The organism is Sphingobium estronivorans, assembly GCF_008692605.1.
GTDB classification, from domain to species: domain Bacteria; phylum Pseudomonadota; class Alphaproteobacteria; order Sphingomonadales; family Sphingomonadaceae; genus Sphingobium; species Sphingobium estronivorans.
Genome location: NZ_LFCT01000032.1, coordinates 39,320 through 56,876 on the forward strand (window position 1 = coordinate 39,320; position 17,557 = coordinate 56,876).

At 64.6% G+C, this 17,557-nt stretch carries 23 protein-coding genes; 14 read left to right on the forward strand and 9 right to left on the reverse strand.

Annotated features, from left to right (window positions below; translation table 11 throughout):
• Position 1: 1 nt before the first annotated feature.
• The 6 genes from F7P65_RS19555 to F7P65_RS19580 form a co-directional block, all read right to left on the reverse strand.
• The gene (locus F7P65_RS19555) at positions 2–823 is read right to left on the reverse strand and encodes a lytic transglycosylase domain-containing protein (protein ID WP_150294796.1); all 822 of its coding nucleotides are present in this window, start codon (positions 821–823) and stop codon (positions 2–4) included.
• A gap of 156 nt (positions 824–979) precedes the next feature.
• On the reverse strand, positions 980–1,288 hold the full coding sequence (locus F7P65_RS19560) for a hypothetical protein (protein ID WP_150294798.1): 309 nt from the start codon (positions 1,286–1,288) through the stop codon (positions 980–982).
• Positions 1,289–1,292: 4 nt separating this feature from the next.
• Positions 1,293–1,574 carry a flagellar biosynthesis anti-sigma factor FlgM gene (flgM, locus tag F7P65_RS19565; protein WP_150294800.1) on the reverse strand — a complete coding sequence of 94 codons (282 nt, stop codon included), beginning with the start codon at positions 1,572–1,574 and terminating at the stop codon, positions 1,293–1,295.
• 46 nt (positions 1,575–1,620) lie between these two features.
• Positions 1,621–2,160 (reverse strand): flagella basal body P-ring formation protein FlgA, encoded by a 540-nt coding sequence (locus F7P65_RS19570; protein ID WP_150294801.1) that lies wholly within the window; start codon positions 2,158–2,160, stop codon positions 1,621–1,623.
• 74 nt (positions 2,161–2,234) lie between these two features.
• A complete protein-coding gene (locus tag F7P65_RS19575; RefSeq protein ID WP_150294802.1) occupies positions 2,235–2,732 on the reverse strand; it encodes a flagellar motor protein MotB in 498 nt (165 codons plus the stop codon).
• Positions 2,729–3,397 carry a MotA/TolQ/ExbB proton channel family protein gene (locus F7P65_RS19580; protein ID WP_150294839.1) on the reverse strand — a complete coding sequence of 223 codons (669 nt, stop codon included), beginning with the start codon at positions 3,395–3,397 and terminating at the stop codon, positions 2,729–2,731. Before F7P65_RS19580 ends, F7P65_RS19575 begins: the two co-directional genes overlap by 4 nt.
• Positions 3,398–3,662: 265 nt before the next feature.
• On the opposite strand from F7P65_RS19580, the gene flgB reads away from it, so the two are divergent.
• The 13 genes from flgB (at position 3,663) to F7P65_RS19645 (ending at position 14,193) form a co-directional block, all read left to right on the forward strand.
• Positions 3,663–4,031 (forward strand): flagellar basal body rod protein FlgB, encoded by a 369-nt coding sequence (gene flgB / locus F7P65_RS19585; RefSeq protein WP_150294804.1) that lies wholly within the window; start codon positions 3,663–3,665, stop codon positions 4,029–4,031.
• A gap of 2 nt (positions 4,032–4,033) precedes the next feature.
• Positions 4,034–4,444 carry a flagellar basal body rod protein FlgC gene (flgC, locus tag F7P65_RS19590; protein ID WP_150294806.1) on the forward strand — a complete coding sequence of 137 codons (411 nt, stop codon included), beginning with the start codon at positions 4,034–4,036 and terminating at the stop codon, positions 4,442–4,444.
• Positions 4,441–5,100, forward strand: a complete 660-nt coding sequence (locus tag F7P65_RS19595; protein ID WP_150294808.1) for a flagellar hook assembly protein FlgD — start codon at positions 4,441–4,443, stop codon at positions 5,098–5,100. The genes flgC and F7P65_RS19595 overlap by 4 nt, the downstream gene beginning before the upstream one ends.
• A 70-nt stretch (positions 5,101–5,170) precedes the next feature.
• On the forward strand, positions 5,171–6,034 hold the full coding sequence (locus tag F7P65_RS19600; RefSeq protein ID WP_150294810.1) for a flagellar hook-basal body complex protein: 864 nt from the start codon (positions 5,171–5,173) through the stop codon (positions 6,032–6,034).
• Positions 6,035–6,104: 70 nt separating this feature from the next.
• Complete coding sequence (locus tag F7P65_RS19605; RefSeq protein ID WP_150294812.1) at positions 6,105–6,848, forward strand: flagellar basal body rod protein FlgF; 744 nt, start codon at positions 6,105–6,107, stop codon at positions 6,846–6,848.
• Between the two features lie 60 nt (positions 6,849–6,908).
• Positions 6,909–7,697, forward strand: coding sequence for a flagellar basal-body rod protein FlgG (flgG, locus tag F7P65_RS19610; RefSeq protein ID WP_150294814.1), 789 nt, complete (start codon positions 6,909–6,911; stop codon positions 7,695–7,697).
• 8 nt (positions 7,698–7,705) lie between these two features.
• Positions 7,706–8,383, forward strand: coding sequence for a flagellar basal body L-ring protein FlgH (locus F7P65_RS19615; RefSeq protein ID WP_150294842.1), 678 nt, complete (start codon positions 7,706–7,708; stop codon positions 8,381–8,383).
• A 14-nt stretch (positions 8,384–8,397) separates the two neighbouring features.
• Positions 8,398–9,495: a flagellar basal body P-ring protein FlgI gene (locus F7P65_RS19620; RefSeq protein WP_205452190.1), complete on the forward strand. Its 1,098-nt coding sequence runs from the start codon at positions 8,398–8,400 to the stop codon at positions 9,493–9,495.
• Positions 9,495–9,830 (forward strand): rod-binding protein, encoded by a 336-nt coding sequence (locus F7P65_RS19625; RefSeq protein ID WP_150294818.1) that lies wholly within the window; start codon positions 9,495–9,497, stop codon positions 9,828–9,830. Before F7P65_RS19620 ends, F7P65_RS19625 begins: the two co-directional genes overlap by 1 nt.
• On the forward strand, positions 9,827–11,161 hold the full coding sequence (gene flgK, locus F7P65_RS19630; protein ID WP_150294820.1) for a flagellar hook-associated protein FlgK: 1,335 nt from the start codon (positions 9,827–9,829) through the stop codon (positions 11,159–11,161). Before F7P65_RS19625 ends, flgK begins: the two co-directional genes overlap by 4 nt.
• 18 nt (positions 11,162–11,179) lie before the next feature.
• Positions 11,180–12,025, forward strand: coding sequence for a flagellin (locus F7P65_RS19635; RefSeq protein ID WP_150294822.1), 846 nt, complete (start codon positions 11,180–11,182; stop codon positions 12,023–12,025).
• Between the two features lie 248 nt (positions 12,026–12,273).
• Positions 12,274–13,137 carry a flagellar motor stator protein MotA gene (gene motA, locus F7P65_RS19640; RefSeq protein ID WP_150294824.1) on the forward strand — a complete coding sequence of 288 codons (864 nt, stop codon included), beginning with the start codon at positions 12,274–12,276 and terminating at the stop codon, positions 13,135–13,137.
• A gap of 3 nt (positions 13,138–13,140) precedes the next feature.
• Complete coding sequence (locus F7P65_RS19645; RefSeq protein ID WP_150294826.1) at positions 13,141–14,193, forward strand: flagellar motor protein MotB; 1,053 nt, start codon at positions 13,141–13,143, stop codon at positions 14,191–14,193.
• A 62-nt stretch (positions 14,194–14,255) separates the two neighbouring features.
• Here the strand turns inward: F7P65_RS19645 and F7P65_RS19650 are convergent, their stop codons facing one another.
• Genes F7P65_RS19650 through F7P65_RS19660 form a run of 3 tightly spaced genes read right to left on the reverse strand, consistent with a single transcriptional unit; the run spans position 14,256 to position 16,100 of the window.
• A complete protein-coding gene (locus F7P65_RS19650; protein ID WP_150294828.1) occupies positions 14,256–14,828 on the reverse strand; it encodes an LptA/OstA family protein in 573 nt (190 codons plus the stop codon).
• On the reverse strand, positions 14,828–15,475 hold the full coding sequence (locus tag F7P65_RS19655; RefSeq protein ID WP_150294830.1) for an LPS export ABC transporter periplasmic protein LptC: 648 nt from the start codon (positions 15,473–15,475) through the stop codon (positions 14,828–14,830). Before F7P65_RS19655 ends, F7P65_RS19650 begins: the two co-directional genes overlap by 1 nt.
• A gap of 7 nt (positions 15,476–15,482) precedes the next feature.
• A complete protein-coding gene (locus F7P65_RS19660) occupies positions 15,483–16,100 on the reverse strand; it encodes a ribonuclease D (protein ID WP_150294832.1) in 618 nt (205 codons plus the stop codon).
• 256 nt (positions 16,101–16,356) lie between these two features.
• Between F7P65_RS19660 and F7P65_RS22525 the strand changes: the two genes are divergently transcribed.
• Complete coding sequence (locus tag F7P65_RS22525; protein ID WP_150294835.1) at positions 16,357–17,154, forward strand: cold-shock protein; 798 nt, start codon at positions 16,357–16,359, stop codon at positions 17,152–17,154.
• The last annotated feature ends 403 nt before the right edge of the window (positions 17,155–17,557 follow it).

The window sequence follows — 17,557 nt, forward strand, 5'->3', positions numbered from 1 at the left end:
GTTACCTTCCGAGGGTGGCGAGCATGAGATAGGCGAGGCGCGCCGTCTGCGGCTCCGGCCGGACGGTGACGTCGGCGGCGGTCGCAAGGCGCTGGGTTTCGATCCGCACATAGTCGGCGGGCTGCACGGTCTTCGCGCCGGAGGGCAGCGAGGCGTCGGCATATTGAATGTCGCCGGTCCCGACCGAATCGAAGCCCTTCTGGAGCTTGGCGGCAAAACGGTCGCGGATTTCGGCAAAGCTGCGGGCATTGCCCTGCTTGTCGTAGAAGATGGAGCGGTTGGCCCGCGCCGCCGCCGGGAACATGGAGGCGGCGGTCGCATGGGGCGCGCTATTCTCCATCGCCAGGAATTTGCTGGCCCCGCCGATGCCCAGGAAATGGGCCATGTAGAGATCGACCGGCTCTGCCTCGCGGCCCAGCTTCGATTCCAGATAGTTCTTGTTGTCGGCGGCATGCTCCGCCGCCATCACCGACGCCGTTTCGGGATGCTTGCGCAGGTCGAGAATCTGCTGGCGAAGGTCCGGGTCGGCCACATAATAGCGGCCATTGCTGCCCCGGCTGATCGCATCGGCGGCCCAGCCCAGACCATATTCGCTGCCATGCTTGTCGATGACGGCCAGCCAGCTCTGGTCGACGAACTGGTACAATCCGGTCGCGGACGATGTCGTCGCGCGGGCGGTGGGATTGAGGCTGCTCTCGATCTTGGCCTGGCCGAGCAGATAGGCGAAGTCCACGCCCGTCCGCCGGCTGGCCATGGCAATCGCGTTGGTCACGCGATTGGCCGCCGAAGCGCCTGTTGCTGTGATGTCTGCGAAAGCCGACACTGGTTGCCTGAAATCCCCGTTGGTACCGGGGGTCATTAGAGCAAGTGACGTGCCAAGATTTGGTTAACGCGCGCTCATAATTGCGCTTTCCCCATTCGACTCAACGAAAAAAGGCGCCCAGGAGCGCCTCGATAAACCACGGAGAATGAATGATTTTCAGCGCCCGTAGGTCAATGGCGCGGTTTCCGCCCCTTGCGCCGCCAACAGGGCCAAGCGCTGATTCGCGTGATCCGCCAGCAGGTTGGTGCGAATCCGCGAAGACTCCATCAAAGGCTGCAAAGCCTTGATTCGATCCTTCACCGCATCGTCCGACCGCCACACGCCGATCGCGCGCACCGCGGCTGCCGCTGTCGCAATCCGACGGGTCGCCGATTCGATTGCCGCCGGGTCGGTGCCGTCGAGAACGCCGCGCAGTTCTTCGAAAGCGGCGGTCAGTTCATCCAGCGCTGCCAGACCGAGCGGCATGGGTTCAGCCAGCCGCCGGCAGGTCGAGCGCCAACATGCGGTCGGCAATGGCCGAGGCATCGACCGGATAATTGCCCGACGCAATCGCCGCCTTGATCGCGGCCACACGGTCCATGTCGACCGGCGCGCCTTCCGCCGCCATGCGGGCAGCGGGGCTGGCCGAACTGGCCGAAGACGAAGCCGTGCCCGTCGAACCGACCGAAGAGGACGCACGCGTCTTGCCGCCCTCCTTCAGGCGGGCCGCCTCGATGGCGGCGCTGATATTCTGGCCGACAGACTTAATCATGGTTCCAATCCTTCATTCGTCCCGCACAGCCTATATACGGTCGGGTTCAAAAATTATTAAATCCCGGAATACGAACAATTCCCATTTCCACGACCTGCGCCAGAATCGGCGCGGATTTCTTGTCCTCGCGCACACGGATCGTCTCGCCCACGGCGCCATCCTCATCCGCGATCATCATGCGGGACACGCTGAAGGCCGCATTGCCCGCCATCAACTGGACCGGGTCGCCCTTCTTGACGATAGCCTCCTTCGGCGCCGCCCGCGCCGCGGGCGCATAGCGCGCCACCGGCCCCGAAGCCGCTGCCGCGCCACCCGCGACCAGAGGCACGCGAATCCGCCAGCCCAGCGCGTCGCATTTCACGATAGCCGCGCCGAACACCGGCCCATCGACGCTGGGCGTCGTCGGGCAGGCGGCCAGATGCAGGCGACGATCCACCGGCGCCATCGGCCCGCCCGGTTCGCCCAGATTGGCGCCGACGGTCATCGCGACCAGGCTGTCGATACGATCCAGATTCTCGAACTTCTGCTGCGCCAACGCCGGCTGCGACGCCGACACGGACAACGCAAGAAGGAGGATCTTGGGCATGATATTCACAGGTCTCTCCGGATGAAGCGGACAGGATTAACCATCAGTTACGCAATTATCGTGCCAGATAATGCTCAACTGGCCGCCATGATGCGCAGCACCTGCCCCTTGCCGCCTTCCCCGTCGAGTTGATCCAGCCCGCGCAGCACCAGCCGGTCCCGATCCACGCCATCGTCCCCCAGCGCTCGCGCCACCGCGCCCAGTCGCGCCGCCGCCAGATCCCAGCCGTCAAAGCGCTGCCGCCCCGGATCGCTTCCCCGGCTGCTGATTTCCAGGCGATTCTGTCCCATGGCGCGCCCTTTGGCAAAACGCGCCGCCAGCGCCTTCAGCCGCGCCTCGCCTGCCGGCGTCAGCATCGCCTCGCCCGGCAGGAACAGGTCGGCGGCCCGGATTTCCGTCGCCGCAGCAACCGCCCGCCCGCCAAATTGCTGACGCACCTGCGCCAGCATCGCGTCGCGCCGCTGCCCGCTCGCCTGCAACATCACGAAAAAACCGAGCAGCAACAGCAGCAGATCGGCAAAGCTGATCGCCCAGCGGCTGCGCCGGGCGCCGGAAAGAGTTGCGATGCTCATGCGACCTCGCGGATCGAGGCACGGCGCAGCGGCACATTTTCCCGCCGCGCAATCGCCGCCATGCGGTCGGCCACTTCCTTCTGCCAGGCGAGTTCCCGCTCGGACAGGTCGGCCAGCCGCGCCGCGACCGGCGCCGCGACGATATTGGCGATAACGACGCCATAGAAGGTGGTGAGCAGCGCCAGCGCCATGGAAGGCCCCAGCGATGCGGGATCGTTCATCCCCGCGAACATGCCGACCAGTCCGATGATCGTCCCCGCCATGCCCAGAGCAGGCGCGGCATCGGCGATGGACAGCCAGAGCTTGCACGCGCCGCCATGCCGCTCCGCGCGGTCGGCCATCGCCTGCGCCGCCCATAGCTCGAACTGTTCTGGTTTTTCGCAATTGGCGAGCTTGCGCGCCGCTTCGGTAAGGAAGGGATTGGCCGTCTTGACCCGGTCGGTGCAGGCCAGACCGCGCAGTTGCGCCACCTGGTCGATCTTCAGCATCGCCGCCCGCGCCGCCGCGCGATCCTTCGCCGGATCGGCCCGCAGCAACGGCCCCAGGGCGGCAAAGCCCCGCCCCATGCCGCGCCAGCCATTCTGGAACAGCGCCACTGCGCCGATCCCCGCCAGCATCGCCAGCAACGTCAGGGGATCGAAGAGATGCGCCATTGTTCCGATCATCGCCATTGTCCCCCGTCGATCATGCCCGGCGGGCGGCAAAGCCCTGCCACCACCCGGCAAATTCTTGCCGCCCTTGCCGATCGCGCTCCGCAATTCCCCGGATTTCCGCGATTTCCCGCCTTGCCGATGCGTCACCCACGCAAATTGGCACGGCTCTTGCGAATATCAGGCTGGATCACCCGCGGTTCACGCCATCAGGCTTCAGAACGGCGGAGGAACCCGAAGTTTTAGGCCCCTTCAGGCCAAAAAAAACGGAAGACGGAAAATGTCGCTGCAAGACGGATTGTTCGGGATACATGGAAAGGCGCTGGCGCTTCGCTCGCAGCGTCTGTCTCTGCTCGCGTCCAATATCGCGAACGCCTCGACCCCCGGCTACAAGGCGCGCGACATCGATTTCGAGTCCGCGCTGAAAGAAGCGACCACCCAGCAGAGCAAGTCCGCCGCCGACGTGTCCCAGGCCGTCGACGACAGCATGGGCTATCGCGTGCCGCTTCAGCCGAGCCTCGACGGCAACACCGTCGAACTCAGCACCGAACAGACGCTGTTCGCGGAAAATGCCGTCAAATATCGCACGACCCTCTCCTTCCTGGAGGGCCGCATCAACACCATCACCCGCGCCCTGAAGGGAGAATGAGCATGAGCGGCTCCGGTCCCCTGAACGTCTTCGACATCGCCGGTCGCGCCATGAGCGCGCAACTGGTGCGCCTCAACGCCACCGCGTCGAACATGGCCAATGCCGGCAATGTCACCGGCAGCGCCGCCGACGCCTATCGCGCGATCAAGCCGGTGTTCGAATCCGTCACCGACAGTCCCGGCGTCTCGACCGTGAAGGTCAAGAATGTCGTCACGACCAATGCGCAGCCCACCAAGCGCCACGATCCCAACCATCCGCTGGCCGACAAGAATGGCGATGTCTGGGAAGCGGCCGTGGATAGCAGCGCGGAGCTGGTCGACATGATCGAGACCGCCCGCATGTACCAGAATAATGTGCAGGTGCTGAACACCGCCAAATCCCTGATGATGGAAACCATAAGGATCGGCAAATGAGCACGACCACGACAGCCACCGACAGCGCGGGCCTGTCCGTCTATAACCCCTATGCCAATGTCGGCACGGGCAAGTCTGAAATGGGCCAGGCGGATTTCCTGCGCCTGCTTACCGCGCAGATGCAGACGCAGGACCCGTTCGAGCCGATGGATAACGCCCAGATGGTCTCGCAAATGGCGACCATCACCAACAGCAGCGGCATCGCGGAGATGAACCAGACGCTGAAGAATCTGGCGTCGGACATGAGCGGCTCACGGCTGGGCGATGCGGCAAGCTGGATCGGCAAGTCGATGCTGATCCAGAGCAACATCGCCGCGCCCGATGCGGCGGGCCAATATATGGGCCAGGTCAGCTTCGCCAACGCGACCAGCGGCGCGTCTGTCGATCTGGTCGACGGCAACGGCAATGTCGTGAAGACGATCGACCTGGGCAATCAGCCTGCGGGCGACATCAATTTCTTCTGGGACGGCAAGGACGATGCCGGCAACACCATCTCCACCGACGCGCTGAAGATCAAGGTCAACGGCGCCAACCCCAGCCGCGTCGCAAGCTGGGCCACCATCGCCGCCGTCCAGTCACCTGCTGACGGCAGCTCATCCAAGCTGATCACCGCGCTCGGCACCTACGCCCCGTCCGACGCCATTTCCCTCGCTTGATTTAAGCGAATCCTTTTCACCCCAAATTTCTTTTCACCCCCAAATTCCTTTTCACCCAAGGAGCAACGCCATGTCCTTCTACATCTCGCTTTCGGGCCTCAAGGCCGCCCAGGCCGATCTGTCGACCACGGCGAACAACGTCGCCAACGTCAATTCGACCGCCTTCAAGAAGAGCAAGGCCGTGTTCGGCGACATCTTCGCCGCCGCGCCGATGCAGACCACCACGCAGGTCGCCGGACAGGGCGTCCGCACGCTGGGCGTGAACCAGCAGTTCACCCAGGGCACCATCGAAACCACGGACAAGACGCTGGACCTCGCCATCACCGGCGAAGGCTTTTTCAGCGTCAAGCGCACCGCCGACAATCAGGTCAGCTATACCCGCAACGGCGCCTTCTCGGTGGATGAGAACCGCTTTGTCGTCGACACCACCGGCGCCCGTCTTCAGGTGATCCCGGTCGACGACGCCACCGGCCAGCCGAGCGCGGCCACCGCAACCGCCATCACCAACAACACGCTGGCGACCGGCGACCTCGTCGACCTTCAGGTTCCGACCAACTGGCCTTCGGGCGGCACCGGCAACCAGCTGACCAGCGTGGGCGTATCGGAAGAAGGCAAGATCACCGCCGTCTATGCCGACGGTTCCACCCATTATCTGGGCGCCGTCGCCATGGCCGCGTTCAACAGCCAGGAAGGGCTTCGCCAGCAGGGCGACGCGCACTGGACCTCCACCAACGCCAGTGGCCCGGCATTGTTGGGCATCGGCAACAGCGGCCTTTACGGCGCGGTGCGTTCCGGATCGCTGGAACGATCGAACGTGGACATCACCGAGGAACTGGTGAACCTCATCTCCGCCCAGCGCAATTTCCAGGCGAATTCGAAGGCGATCGAGGCGGCCAATACGCTGTCGACCACGATCGTCAACATGCGGTCCTAATGCTCAAGCTGCGGATGCTGACGCATCCGCACCTGGGTCAACCCAACATCCGCAAGAACAGGAATAACCCATGGACCGGCTCGTCAACACGGCTCTCACCGCGATGCGCGGCGCGATGGCGCGGCAGGCGGCGATCTCCAACAATCTGGCGAACGTCAACACCACCGGCTTTCGCGGCGAGATCGCCAATGCCGAGACGCGCTGGATCAAGGGCGATACCTTCGACACGCGGGCGCAAGCCTCAGAGCAAGTGATCGCCGCCGACATGGCGCAAGGCGCGGTCACGCAAACCGGCAATCCGCTGGACGTGGCGCTGAACGGCGATGCGATGCTCGCCGTTCAGGCCGCGGACGGCAGCGAAGCCTATACGCGCCGCGGCGACCTGAAGGTCACCGACAGCGGCCTGCTGACCACCGGCGACGGCTTGCCCGTGCTGGGCGAAGGCGGTCCCATCACCCTGCCGCAGATGGACAGCGTGTCCATCGCCAAGGACGGCAGCATCTGGGGCGTGCCTCAGGGCGGCGACCCCGCCAATCCGCAGCAGGTCGACAGGTTGAAGCTGGTCAGCCCGGTCGGCTCCAGCATCGCCAAGGGCACGGACGGCCTGTTCCGCGAGGTGAATGGCGGCGCCCTGCCCGACGACCCGCAGGCCAGCGTGACCGGCGGTGCGCTGGAAGGATCGAACGTCAACGCGACCGCCGCGCTGGTGCAGATGATCGAGGCCAGCCGCGCCTGGGAAACGCAGATCAAGATGATCGACACCGCCAAGCAGTTGGATGACGGCGGCGCGTCGCTGATGCGTCTTGATGGTTAATTCTTGGCACGGCTCTTGCTTTGCAGCCGATATGACCAAGTGTCGTGGAGATAAGAGACGATGACCAACGCAGCCCTTCATGTCGCCCGCACCGGCCTTGACGCGCAGAACACGAAGATGCGCGTGATCGCCAACAACCTGGCGAACGTCAACACCACCGGCTTCAAGCGCGACCGCGCCGATTTCGAAACGCTGGCCTATCAGCAGATCGTGGCGGCGGGCGCGAACAGCGACAGCGAGAACAAGTTTGCCACCGGCCTCAACCTCGGCTCGGGCGTCTCGCTCCAGGGCACCAGCAAGATCAACGAACAGGGTACGCTGAACCAGACCGGCAACACGCTGGACATGGCGGTCGAGGGTTCGGGCTATTTCCAGGTGCAGCAGCCGGACGGCTCCATCGCCTATACCCGCGCGGGCAATTTCACGACCACTGCGGAAGGCGTGGTCGTCACCAGCGAAGGCCTGCCGCTCATCCCGCAGATCACCGTGCCGCAGGGCGCGACCAGCATCTCCATCGGCAATGACGGCACCGTCTCCGCCACGCTTCAGGGCCAGAGCGAACCGACCCAGCTTGGACAGATCGAGCTGGCGAGCTTCATGAATCCGGGCGGCCTTCAGTCGGTCGGCGGCAATCTGCTCAAGGAAACGGCCGCCAGCGGCACGCCGCAGACGGGCGTCGCGGGTCTCGACGGGCGCGGCGCGATCCGCTCCGGCTATCTGGAAACCTCGAACGTCAATGTCGTCGAGGAACTGGTCGACATGATCGAGACCCAGCGCGCCTATGAGGTCAATTCGAAGATGATCAAGGCGACCGACGAAATGCTGCAATACGCCAATCAGCAGCTGTGAGGATGACGATGCGCTTCGCTTCCGCCTCCCTTTTCGCCGTGTCGCTGGTCGCTCTTGCCGCCTCCCCGGCACTGGCCGGCAAGAAGCGCGATGCCGAGCGGCAATTTTTTGCCCCCACGGTCATTGCCGCCCCTGCCGCTCCGCCGGCCAACGGCTCGATCTTTCAGGCGTCGATGGGCTACACCCCGCTGACCAGCGGCGCGCGGGCCACCAGCGTGGGCGACATCATCACCATCGTGCTCGTCGAAAAGACGCAGGCGACCAAGAGCAACAGCGCCGACACCAGCCGCGACGGCAGCATCGCGCTGAACCCGCCCAGCACCGGCCCGCTGTCCAAGCTCTTCTCTGCCAGCGACGTCGGCGCCAGCGGCAGCAACAGCTTCACCGGCAAGGGCGCCGCAACCCAGTCGAACGCGCTGAATGGCGAGATCACCGTGACCATCGCGGCGACCTATCCCAACGGCACGATGCTGGTGAAGGGCGAAAAGGCGCTGACGCTCAACCGCGGCGACGAGTTCATCCAGATCAGCGGTCTTGTCCGTCAGGCCGATATCGGCCCGGACAACCGCATCGCCTCGACCCGCGTGGCCGACGCCAAGATCATCTACACTGGCAAGGGGGAAATCGCCCGGGCCAGCCGTCAGGGCTGGTTGCAGCGCTTCTTCTCCATGATCAGCCCCTTCTGATGGACATGCCCGCCATGACCCGCCTGTTTCGCGTCCTGTTGCCGCTGATGGCCCTTTTCGCTGTTCCGGCCCATGCCGAGCGAATCAAGGACCTCGGCACCTTTCAGGGCGTGCGTCCCAACCAACTGACCGGCTATGGCATCGTCGTCGGCCTCGCGGGCACGGGCGACGACAGTCTGGACTATGCGACGCAGGGCATGAAGGGCGTGGTCTCGCGCTTCGGCCTGACCCTGCCGCAGGGGATCAACCCGGCGCTCAAGAACGCGGCGGCGGTGCTGGTGACGGCGGACCTGCCCGCCTTCGCCAAGCCCGGCCAGCGGCTGGACGTCACCGTCTCGGCGCTGGGCAAGGCCAAGTCGCTGCGCGGCGGCACCCTCATCATGACGCCCCTGCGCGGCGCGGATAACGAAATCTATGGCATGGCGCAGGGCAATCTTGCCGTTGGCGGCCTCGGCGTCTCCGGCGCGGACGGCAGCCAGGTCTCGGTGAACATCCCCTCGGCGGGCCGCATTCCGGGCGGCGCGACGGTCGAGCGCGCGGTCGCGACCGGCTTCGACACCGCGCCCACCCTCACCTTCAACCTCTCCGAAGCCGACCTCACCACGGCCCTGCGCGTGGCGGACGGCATCAACCGCACCTATGGCGACCATCGCGCCAGGGCCGTGGACGCCGTGTCGATCACCATCGACGCCGCGCCCGGCGCCACCGACCGCATCATGATGATGGGCATGATCGAGAATATCGAGGTTTCGCCCGCCGACGCCCCTGCCAAGGTGATCGTCAACGCCCGCACCGGCACGGTCGTCATCAACGGCGCGGTCAGGATCCACCCCGCCGCCATCGCGCACGGCAAGATCACCGTCAGCGTCAACGAATCGCCCCGCGTCGTTCAGCCCGCGCCCTTCTCCCAAGGCCAGACGGCGGTGGAGCAATCCAGTTCGATTTCGATCGACCAGGAAAAGAAACCGATGATTAATTTTAAAGGTGGAGCCTCCCTGGCCGATATAGTCAAAGCGGTGAACGCCATCGGCGCCTCCCCCGCGGACATGGTCGCGATCCTCGAAGCTTTGAAGCAGGCAGGCGCGCTGAAGGCTGAACTGGTGGTGTTGTGATGCAGGTAAACGCGACTTCGGCGGCAACGCCCCAGACCGGCGGAAAGCCGGACAAGGCATCGCTGGAAAAGGCGGCGCAGCAGTTCGAGGCGATCTTCCTGCGTCAGATGATGGGCGCGATGCGCTCGGCCAGCCTTGCCGAGGGCATCAACGATTCCAGCGCGACGGACCAGTTCCGCGACATGGCCGACGCCCGCACCGCGGACAGCATGGCGAACCGGGGTACGCTCGGCATCGCGGAAATGCTGATGCACCAGTTCGGCGCCCGGGTCAGCCCGGCCGCCACCCCGGCAGCAGGCGCTACGGACGCCTTTGCTGCGGACAAGGCCGAATGAGCGATCTCTTCATCATCGGCGCTTCGGGCACCAAGGCCTATCGCTCGGCGATGGCGGCGATTTCCGAGAATATCACCAATGCCAGCACCGAAGGCTATACCCGCCGCTCGGTCACGACGGTCGAAGCCGGTTCGTCGACCGCGACCATGGCCATGTACATTGCGCGCACCAATTTCGGCGGCACCGAGGTCAAGAGCGTCAACCGCGCGACCGATCCTTATCTCGACGCGGCGGTGCGCGCCACCAACATGGCGCTGGGCAGTTCGACCGCGCGGCTGCGCTGGCTGAGCGATTCGGAAACGGCGCTCAACGACACCGAAACCGGCGTCGGCCAGCTGCTGACCGGCATGTACCAGAATATGGACAAGCTGGCCGCCAGCCCCAATGACAATTCCCTGCGCGTGACGACGCTGGACGGCATAAGCCGCGTCGCCCAGGCGTTCCAGCAGACGGCGGGCGACCTGCAACAGGTGTCGAACGGCATCGCGACCGAGGCGCAATCCTCGGTCGCGACGATCAACCATGCGCTGTCCGTGCTGGCCGACATCAACAACAGCCTGCTGCGCGCGCAGCCCGGTACCTCCGCCTATGCCCAGCTGCTCGACAGCCGGGACGCGGCGCTGGGCACGCTGTCGTCCAACCTCAATATCGACATCGGCTTCGGCACGCACGATCAGGCCAATGTCACGCTGAACGGCCAATCGCTGGTCCAGGGCAGCACCGCCACCACCCTCGCCGTCACCGCCAACAGCGACGGCACGCTGGCGCTCGCCACGGGCGACGGCACGGCGCTGGCCGCGCCCGCCAACGGCACTTTGGGCGGCCTGTTTTCCGCTGCCGACACGGTGACGCAGCGCCGCACCAGCCTCGACGCGCTGGCGGTGCAGTTCGTGACCAAGATGAACGACTGGCACGCCCAGGGCGTCACCGATGCGGGCGCCGCCGGCGCGCCGCTGCTTTCCGGCACCAACGCCGCCACCGTGACCGCGCTGATCACCGATCCCAGGCAGTTCGCCACCAAATCGTCGGACGGCACGGCGAACGGCAATCTGCTGACCGTGTCCGCCACCCTGCGCGGCAATGGCAGCGTGGAACAGGGCTGGACCTCTCTGGTCGCCGCCCAGGCCAATCTGCTCTCCTCCACCAAGGCGGAGCAGACCACGGCCCAGAATCGCAGCGATCAGGCCGTCGCCGCCCGCGAGGCAGTGAGCGGCGTCGATCTCGACATGGAGGCGGCTGACCTGCTCCGGGTCCAGCAGGCCTATTCGGGGTGCGCGAAAATCCTTCAGGTGGCGAAGGAAACCGTCGACGCCATCCTCCAGATCATGTGAACGGAAAAGGGCTGACCCATGGTAGGCATCACCAATAAAGTCCTTCTGGCGGAAGTCCGGCGGCAGCAGCAACTCTCGCAGGACATTGTCGACGGCCAGACCGCGATTTCCAGCGGCAAGACGCTGACCAAACCGTCGGACAATGCGCTGGCGTGGGTGCAGGTGTCGGACATCGGCCGCGCGCAGGCGCAGCAGGCCGCCTGGCAATCCAATGTCAGCACCGGCTCGACGCGGGCCAACACCGCCGAATCGAACCTGGACGAAATGAACACCCTGCTGACCCGTGCGCAGGAACTGCTCACCTCCGCCCGCAACGGATCGATGAACGACACCGGCAAGGCCGCGATCATCGAGGAAATGAAGACGATCCGTTCGACCATCGATTCGCTGCTGAACCAGAAAGACTATAATGGCGTGCCCGCCTTCGACGATGGGCAGAGCATATTGGTCCCGGTCAGCCGTGGCCTCAATCTCGCCGTGGTCGGCACCCGGCAGGAAGTGTCCGAAGGGATCGACGTCAACGGCACGCCCATGTCGCTGGACGACATATTGGCGCAGAGCATCACGGCGCTGCAAACCGGCACCGACACGGATGTCGCCGCCAGCCTGGACGCGATCAAGGCAGGCCAGCAGCATGTCGTTCTGGAACAGACCAAGCAGGGCGTGCGCAGCGACCGGCTCGACACCATCGGCACGCGCCTGACCGATATCGACCTGGACCTGACCGATCGGCGCAACAACCTCGAATCGACGGATTTGACCAAGGTCATTTCCTCGGTCTCGGCCAAGCTGCTCCAATTGAACGCGGCGCAATCCTCCTTCGCGCGGATCAACCAGCAGACGCTGTTCGACCTGATCAAATAAGACCGCGCCATCGATCCCGAGGCTTGGGAACCGGACGCCCGCCTTCGCGGGCGTCCAGCGCGGCCATCGTCGGCGCGCGCATTCAACCCACTGAAACAAAATTATTTTCTTTTGAAAATTCGATGCCCGAATTTTCGACCGGCGGCCTAAACCACATCCTAACCAAGCCGTATTAACCAATCGGGAGCGTCGTTCATGCGACGCTGGAAACAAGACGGCGCCTTCGGGCGGATTTTTCGGGGATAGTCATGTTCGCAATCATCGGCCTGGTCGTGCTGCTCGCCATGGTGTTCGGCGGCTTCATTTTCACAGGCGGCGACATCGGCCCCGTGCTCGAGGCCCTGCCTCATGAAATGATCATCATCGGCGGCGCCGCCGCGGGCGCGCTGATCATCGGCAATTCGGGATCGGACCTGAAAGCGCTGGGCGGGGGCCTGGCCAAGGTGTTCAAGGGGCCGAAGTATAAGAAGCAGGATTTTCTCGACTGCATTTTCCTCGTCTCGCGCCTGATGAAGACGCTGCGCGTCGAAGGCCCGGTGGCGCTGGAACCGCATATCGAAGATCCGGGCAGTTCCGCGATCTTCTCCGAATATCCGCGCCTGATGGGCGACAAGACGCTGATCCACCTGATCAGCGACACGCTGCGACTCGTGGTCGTCTCCTCCGGCACGCTCGATCCACACGCGGTCGAGGAAGTGATGGATAATGCGCTCAAGACGCACCATCACGAAGCGTTGAAGCCTGCCGACAACCTCCAGGGCCTGGCCGACGCGCTCCCCGCGCTGGGCATCGTCGCGGCGGTTCTGGGCGTGGTCAAGACCATGGGCTCGATCGACCAGCCCCCGGCGATCCTGGGCGGCATGATCGGTTCGGCGCTGGTCGGCACCTTCCTGGGCGTGTTGCTGGCCTATGGCATGGTCAATCCCTTCGCCAACCGCTGCCGCGCCGTGATCGAGGCCGATGGTTCCATCTACCATGTGGTGAAGCAGATCATCGTCGCCTCGCTGCACGGCCATCCTCAGCCGCTGGTGATCGAAGCCGCGCGCTCCAGCCTGACCCATGCGAACCAGCCGGCCTTTGCCGAAGTGTTCGACGGCATGCGGGGCAAATAAGCCATGGCCGAGAAAAAGCGCGGGGCGAACGAGCCCGAACCCCGGCCGATCATCGTCAAGAAGATCATCGTCGACGGCCATGGCGGTCATCATGGCGGCGCGTGGAAGGTCGCCTATGCCGACTTCGTGACGGCAATGATGGCCTTCTTCCTGCTGATGTGGCTGCTGGGCGCGACCACGGAAAAGCAACGCAAGGGCCTCGCCGACTATTTCACGCCGACGCTGGTGCAGATGAAGGAAAATTCCGCAGGCTCCAACGGGCTGTTCGGCGGCGACAGCCTGATGGGCAAGGAAAATTATCCGACCACCGGCGGTCAGGGCAACCTTGCCATCACCATCCCGCGCGACGCTTCGGGCACCAAGGACCAGGGCGGCAAGGCCACCCGCTCCGCCGACCGGGCGAAGTTCGAATCGATCAAGCAGGAACTGGAAGCCCGCATGGCCCGGCGCCAGGGCATGGCGAATCTGCGCAAGAACATCCGCTTCACCGAAACCCGGGAGGGGCTGCGCATCGACCTGATCGACGAAGCCGATTTCGCGATGTTCGCCATGGGCACCGACCGCCTGCTGCCGCAGGCCCAGCAACTGGTCAATGAGGTCGCGCAGTCCATCAGGACCATGCCCAACCCGCTGATCGTGCGCGGCCATACCGATGGCCTGCCCTATAGTTCGGGTCAGACGATGAACAACTGGATGCTGTCATCCGCCCGCGCGGAAGCGACCCGCAAGGCGCTGGCCGGCAACGGCATCGGCAATGACCGCTTCGCCCGGATCGAGGGTGTCGCCGACCGCGAGCCCTTCGCCAAGGACGATGCCTACGATCCGCGCAACCGCCGCATGTCGATCATCCTGGGCTGGACGCGCGGCGCGGACAGCGATTCGGACGAGCAATCCGATGCGGAGACCAAGGCCGCGATCAAGGAACGCGACGATCCCAAGCACGTGGCCCAGGCCGAAGCGCAAAAGCTGGACATGGGTGGGACCGCCCTGCCCGCCGGCGCGATGCTGATCAATCCGACAGCCAAAGGCACGTCCAACAAGCCCGGTAAGCACTGATAGAGTGCGTGGTGCCGGAAGACGTCCGGCACAAGCTGGGGCAAGCCCCTTGCCTCTGCCGGTCAGTTTTTCCGCTGCGGCACCGTGAAGGTTCCGGACACGCGCCCGCCTGCGCCGCTGGTCACGCCCGAAGCGCCGCCTCCCGTCGCCCGCCCGTCCACGGTCGAGCGTCCGCTGGTCAGATCGATCACCAGTCGCCCTCCGGTCAGCCGGTTCGCCCCTTGCGTCAGCGACACATTGCCCAGCATGGTGATCAGCTTGCTGTTGAGATCGTAAATGGCGACATTGCCCCGCGCCGTCTCATCCGCCTTGGTGACGACGACATTGCCGGAGGCGTCGATCCGGTCGATCTGCACCCCGTTGGTTCCGGTCCCGCCGCCCGGCTGGTTCTTATAGGCCACCGTCATCCGCGCGGCGTTCAGCGTCATGCCCGCCTGCGTCACCTCGACATTGCCGGACACGATCACCCGGTCGGCGCGATCCTGCACCTCGATCCGGTCGGCGGTGAAGTTCACCGGCGCATTGCTGTCATGATTTTTCAGCACCTGCGCCCAGGCCTCGACACCGCCCCCTGTAGAAAGCAGGCCAGCCGCGCCAAGAGCGCCCAAAGACAGCAGGATAAGGGGCTTTTTCATCACTTCCGCCCTTTGAGGCCATTTTGTTCGATACGCAAGCTCGCTCGCCCATTGAGCGTCACCGTCCGCGCACCCAGATCCGCTTCCAGATGGTCGCCGCTGAAGGTGCCGATGGGAATGCGCCCATCGACCCGCCCCGCGCTCTGCATCCGCCGCGACTTGAGGTCGACGCCGACATCCCGCGTGGTCAGGCGATAGCCGCCCTCCGACTGGAACTGCACCGGCCCGTCGATCGCGACCCGCTCCGTATCCATGTCATAGCGTCCCCGCTGCGCCCGCAGCAGCGCCTGACCGTCCGTCAACAGGATTCGCGCCGACATGTCGTTCAGATCGACGATCGGTTCGCGCGAACTTTTCTGCACGGCGGACCCGGCCCGCAGCGAAAAGGGCTGCCCCTTGCTGTCTTCCCCGCGATAGAGTGCCTCGGTCACGCGCATGCGTTCCTTCGCGACCTCGACCTTGTTCTTGTCGAGCACGAAGCTGACCTTGTCGCCCCCGGTAAAGGGCGCGGTCGCCAGCAACGCCGCCAGCACGCCCACCGCCACCGGCAGCCAGTTCTTGAGCAGCCCGACCAACCGGTCATGGCTCCCTCCCGGCCTCGCCCAATGGCGGCGCACATCGCGTTGCTGATCGGCCTGAATCGACACCTGAACCTCACATATGCGCGAAGATGTCGATCTCCGGCCATCCCGCCAGGTCCAGCTGTGCGCGATGGGGCAAGAAATCGAAACAGGCCTGCGCCAGTTCCATCCGCCCCTCGCGAATCAGCCGCTTGTCGAGTTCGGCCTTGAGCTGGTGCAAATAGCGCACGTCCGAGGCGGCATAATCCTTCTGCGCATCCGACAGCACCGGCCCGCCCCAGTCGCTCGACTGCTGCTGCTTGCTGAGTTCCTGCCCCAGCAATTCGCGCACCAGTTCCTTCAGGCCATGGCGGTCCGTATAGGTCCGCACCAGTCGCGAGGCGATCTTGGTGCAATAGACCGGCGCCGCGACCACGCCCAGATAATGTTTGAGCGCGGCAATATCGAACCGCCCGAAATGATAGAGCTTCAACCGCTCCGGGTCGGCCAGCACGGCTTTCAGATTCGGCGCGGCATAATCGCTGCCGGGGTTGAAACGCACCAGATGTTCATGCCCCTGGCCGTCGCTGATCTGCACGACGCAGAGGCGATCGCGGGGCGTAATCAACCCCATGGTTTCGGTGTCGACGGCAATCGGGCCGGGGGCAAGGACGCCTGCGGGCAAATCTTCTTCATGGAAATAAACGGTCATGATTCCCCTCTATGGCGAATCCGTCCACGCCGCAATCATCCGCTGCACGCCGCACCCTCGCCCGGAAATCCCCTCGAAACCGCCGCACTCGCGCTTTTCCGCCCTGATTGACGCGAATATGTAAAATCATTCGCGCGCCTGAAAAAAGTTGATATAGTGAGTCCCAAACCGCGACTTGGCGGTGGATTCTGCATGTCATTCGCCCGACATGTTTGTCCGGTTTAATCTTGGGCGAAGCGAAAGTGACCAACAGGGCATGAGTTTTGATAGAGGTCGCCGCGGCGGGCGCGGCAAGGACAAGCGCGACGGTTTCGGCGACGACAATTTCTATGGCGGTGATCGCGGCGGCTTCGGTGGCGACCGTGGTGGCTTCGGTGGTGACCGATTCGGCGGTGGTGGCGGTTTTGGCGGTGATCGCGGCGGCTTCGGCGGTGGCGGCTTCGGCGGCGGCGGTCGCGGCGGCTTCGGCGGCGGCGGCGGTGGCGGTGGTTTTGGCGGCGGTGGCCGTGGCATGCCCGCCCAGGTCGTCGGTGAAGGCACCGGCGTCGTAAAGTTCTTCAACGGCCAGAAGGGTTTCGGCTTCATCGTCCGTGACGATGGCGGCGAAGACGTGTTCGTCCACATCAGCGCTGTGGAACAGGCAGGCCTGACCGGCCTGGCCGAAGGCCAGCAGCTCGGCTTCACGCTGGTCGATCGCGGCGGCAAGGTGTCGGCGACCGACCTCAAGATCGAGGGCGAACCGCTTCCCGTCACCGACCGTGCGCCCCGCGAACCGCGCGCCGGCGGCTTCGGCGATCGTCCGGGCGGCGACCGCGCCCCGCAGCGCCAGCTCACCGGTGAGCGTGCCAGCGGCACGGTCAAGTTCTTCAACGCCATGAAGGGCTTCGGCTTCATCCAGCGCGACGATGGCCAGCCCGACGCTTTCGTGCACATCAGCGCCGTCGAACGCGCCGGCATGAGCGCGCTCAATGAAGGCGACCGCCTCGACTTCGAACTCGAAGTCGACCGTCGCGGCAAATATGCGGCCGTGAACCTTCAGTCGAAGGCCGAGTAAGAAAAAACCTGCCCGCTTTTGGGAGAGGATAGAAGGGGTCGCCTGCCCGGCGGCCCCTTTTGTCATGCCACTTTGAGAAGTTAGCGGTGAGATCTCGCCGTGCCCTCAAACCGATAAGAAGATTCCGAGACAGAATGGCTGGTTCGCAGACGCCCGCCCCTCCGTCACGCCAACGGCCCCCATCGTCACCCCAACGCAGGCTGGGGTCTCAGGCCATGTCGCGCGCTACCTCCCGAGATCCCAGCCTGCGCTGGGATGACGAAAAGGGTGGTTAGGGGACTGGCGGGTATCGGATTAGTTTTAGGAAATCAGACGAAAAATCATCCGTCATGCCAGCGAAGGCTGGCATCTCAGGCCTGAACCCGCGACAATAGGGCGTGGCGGGAGGCGGCTACACCTACAT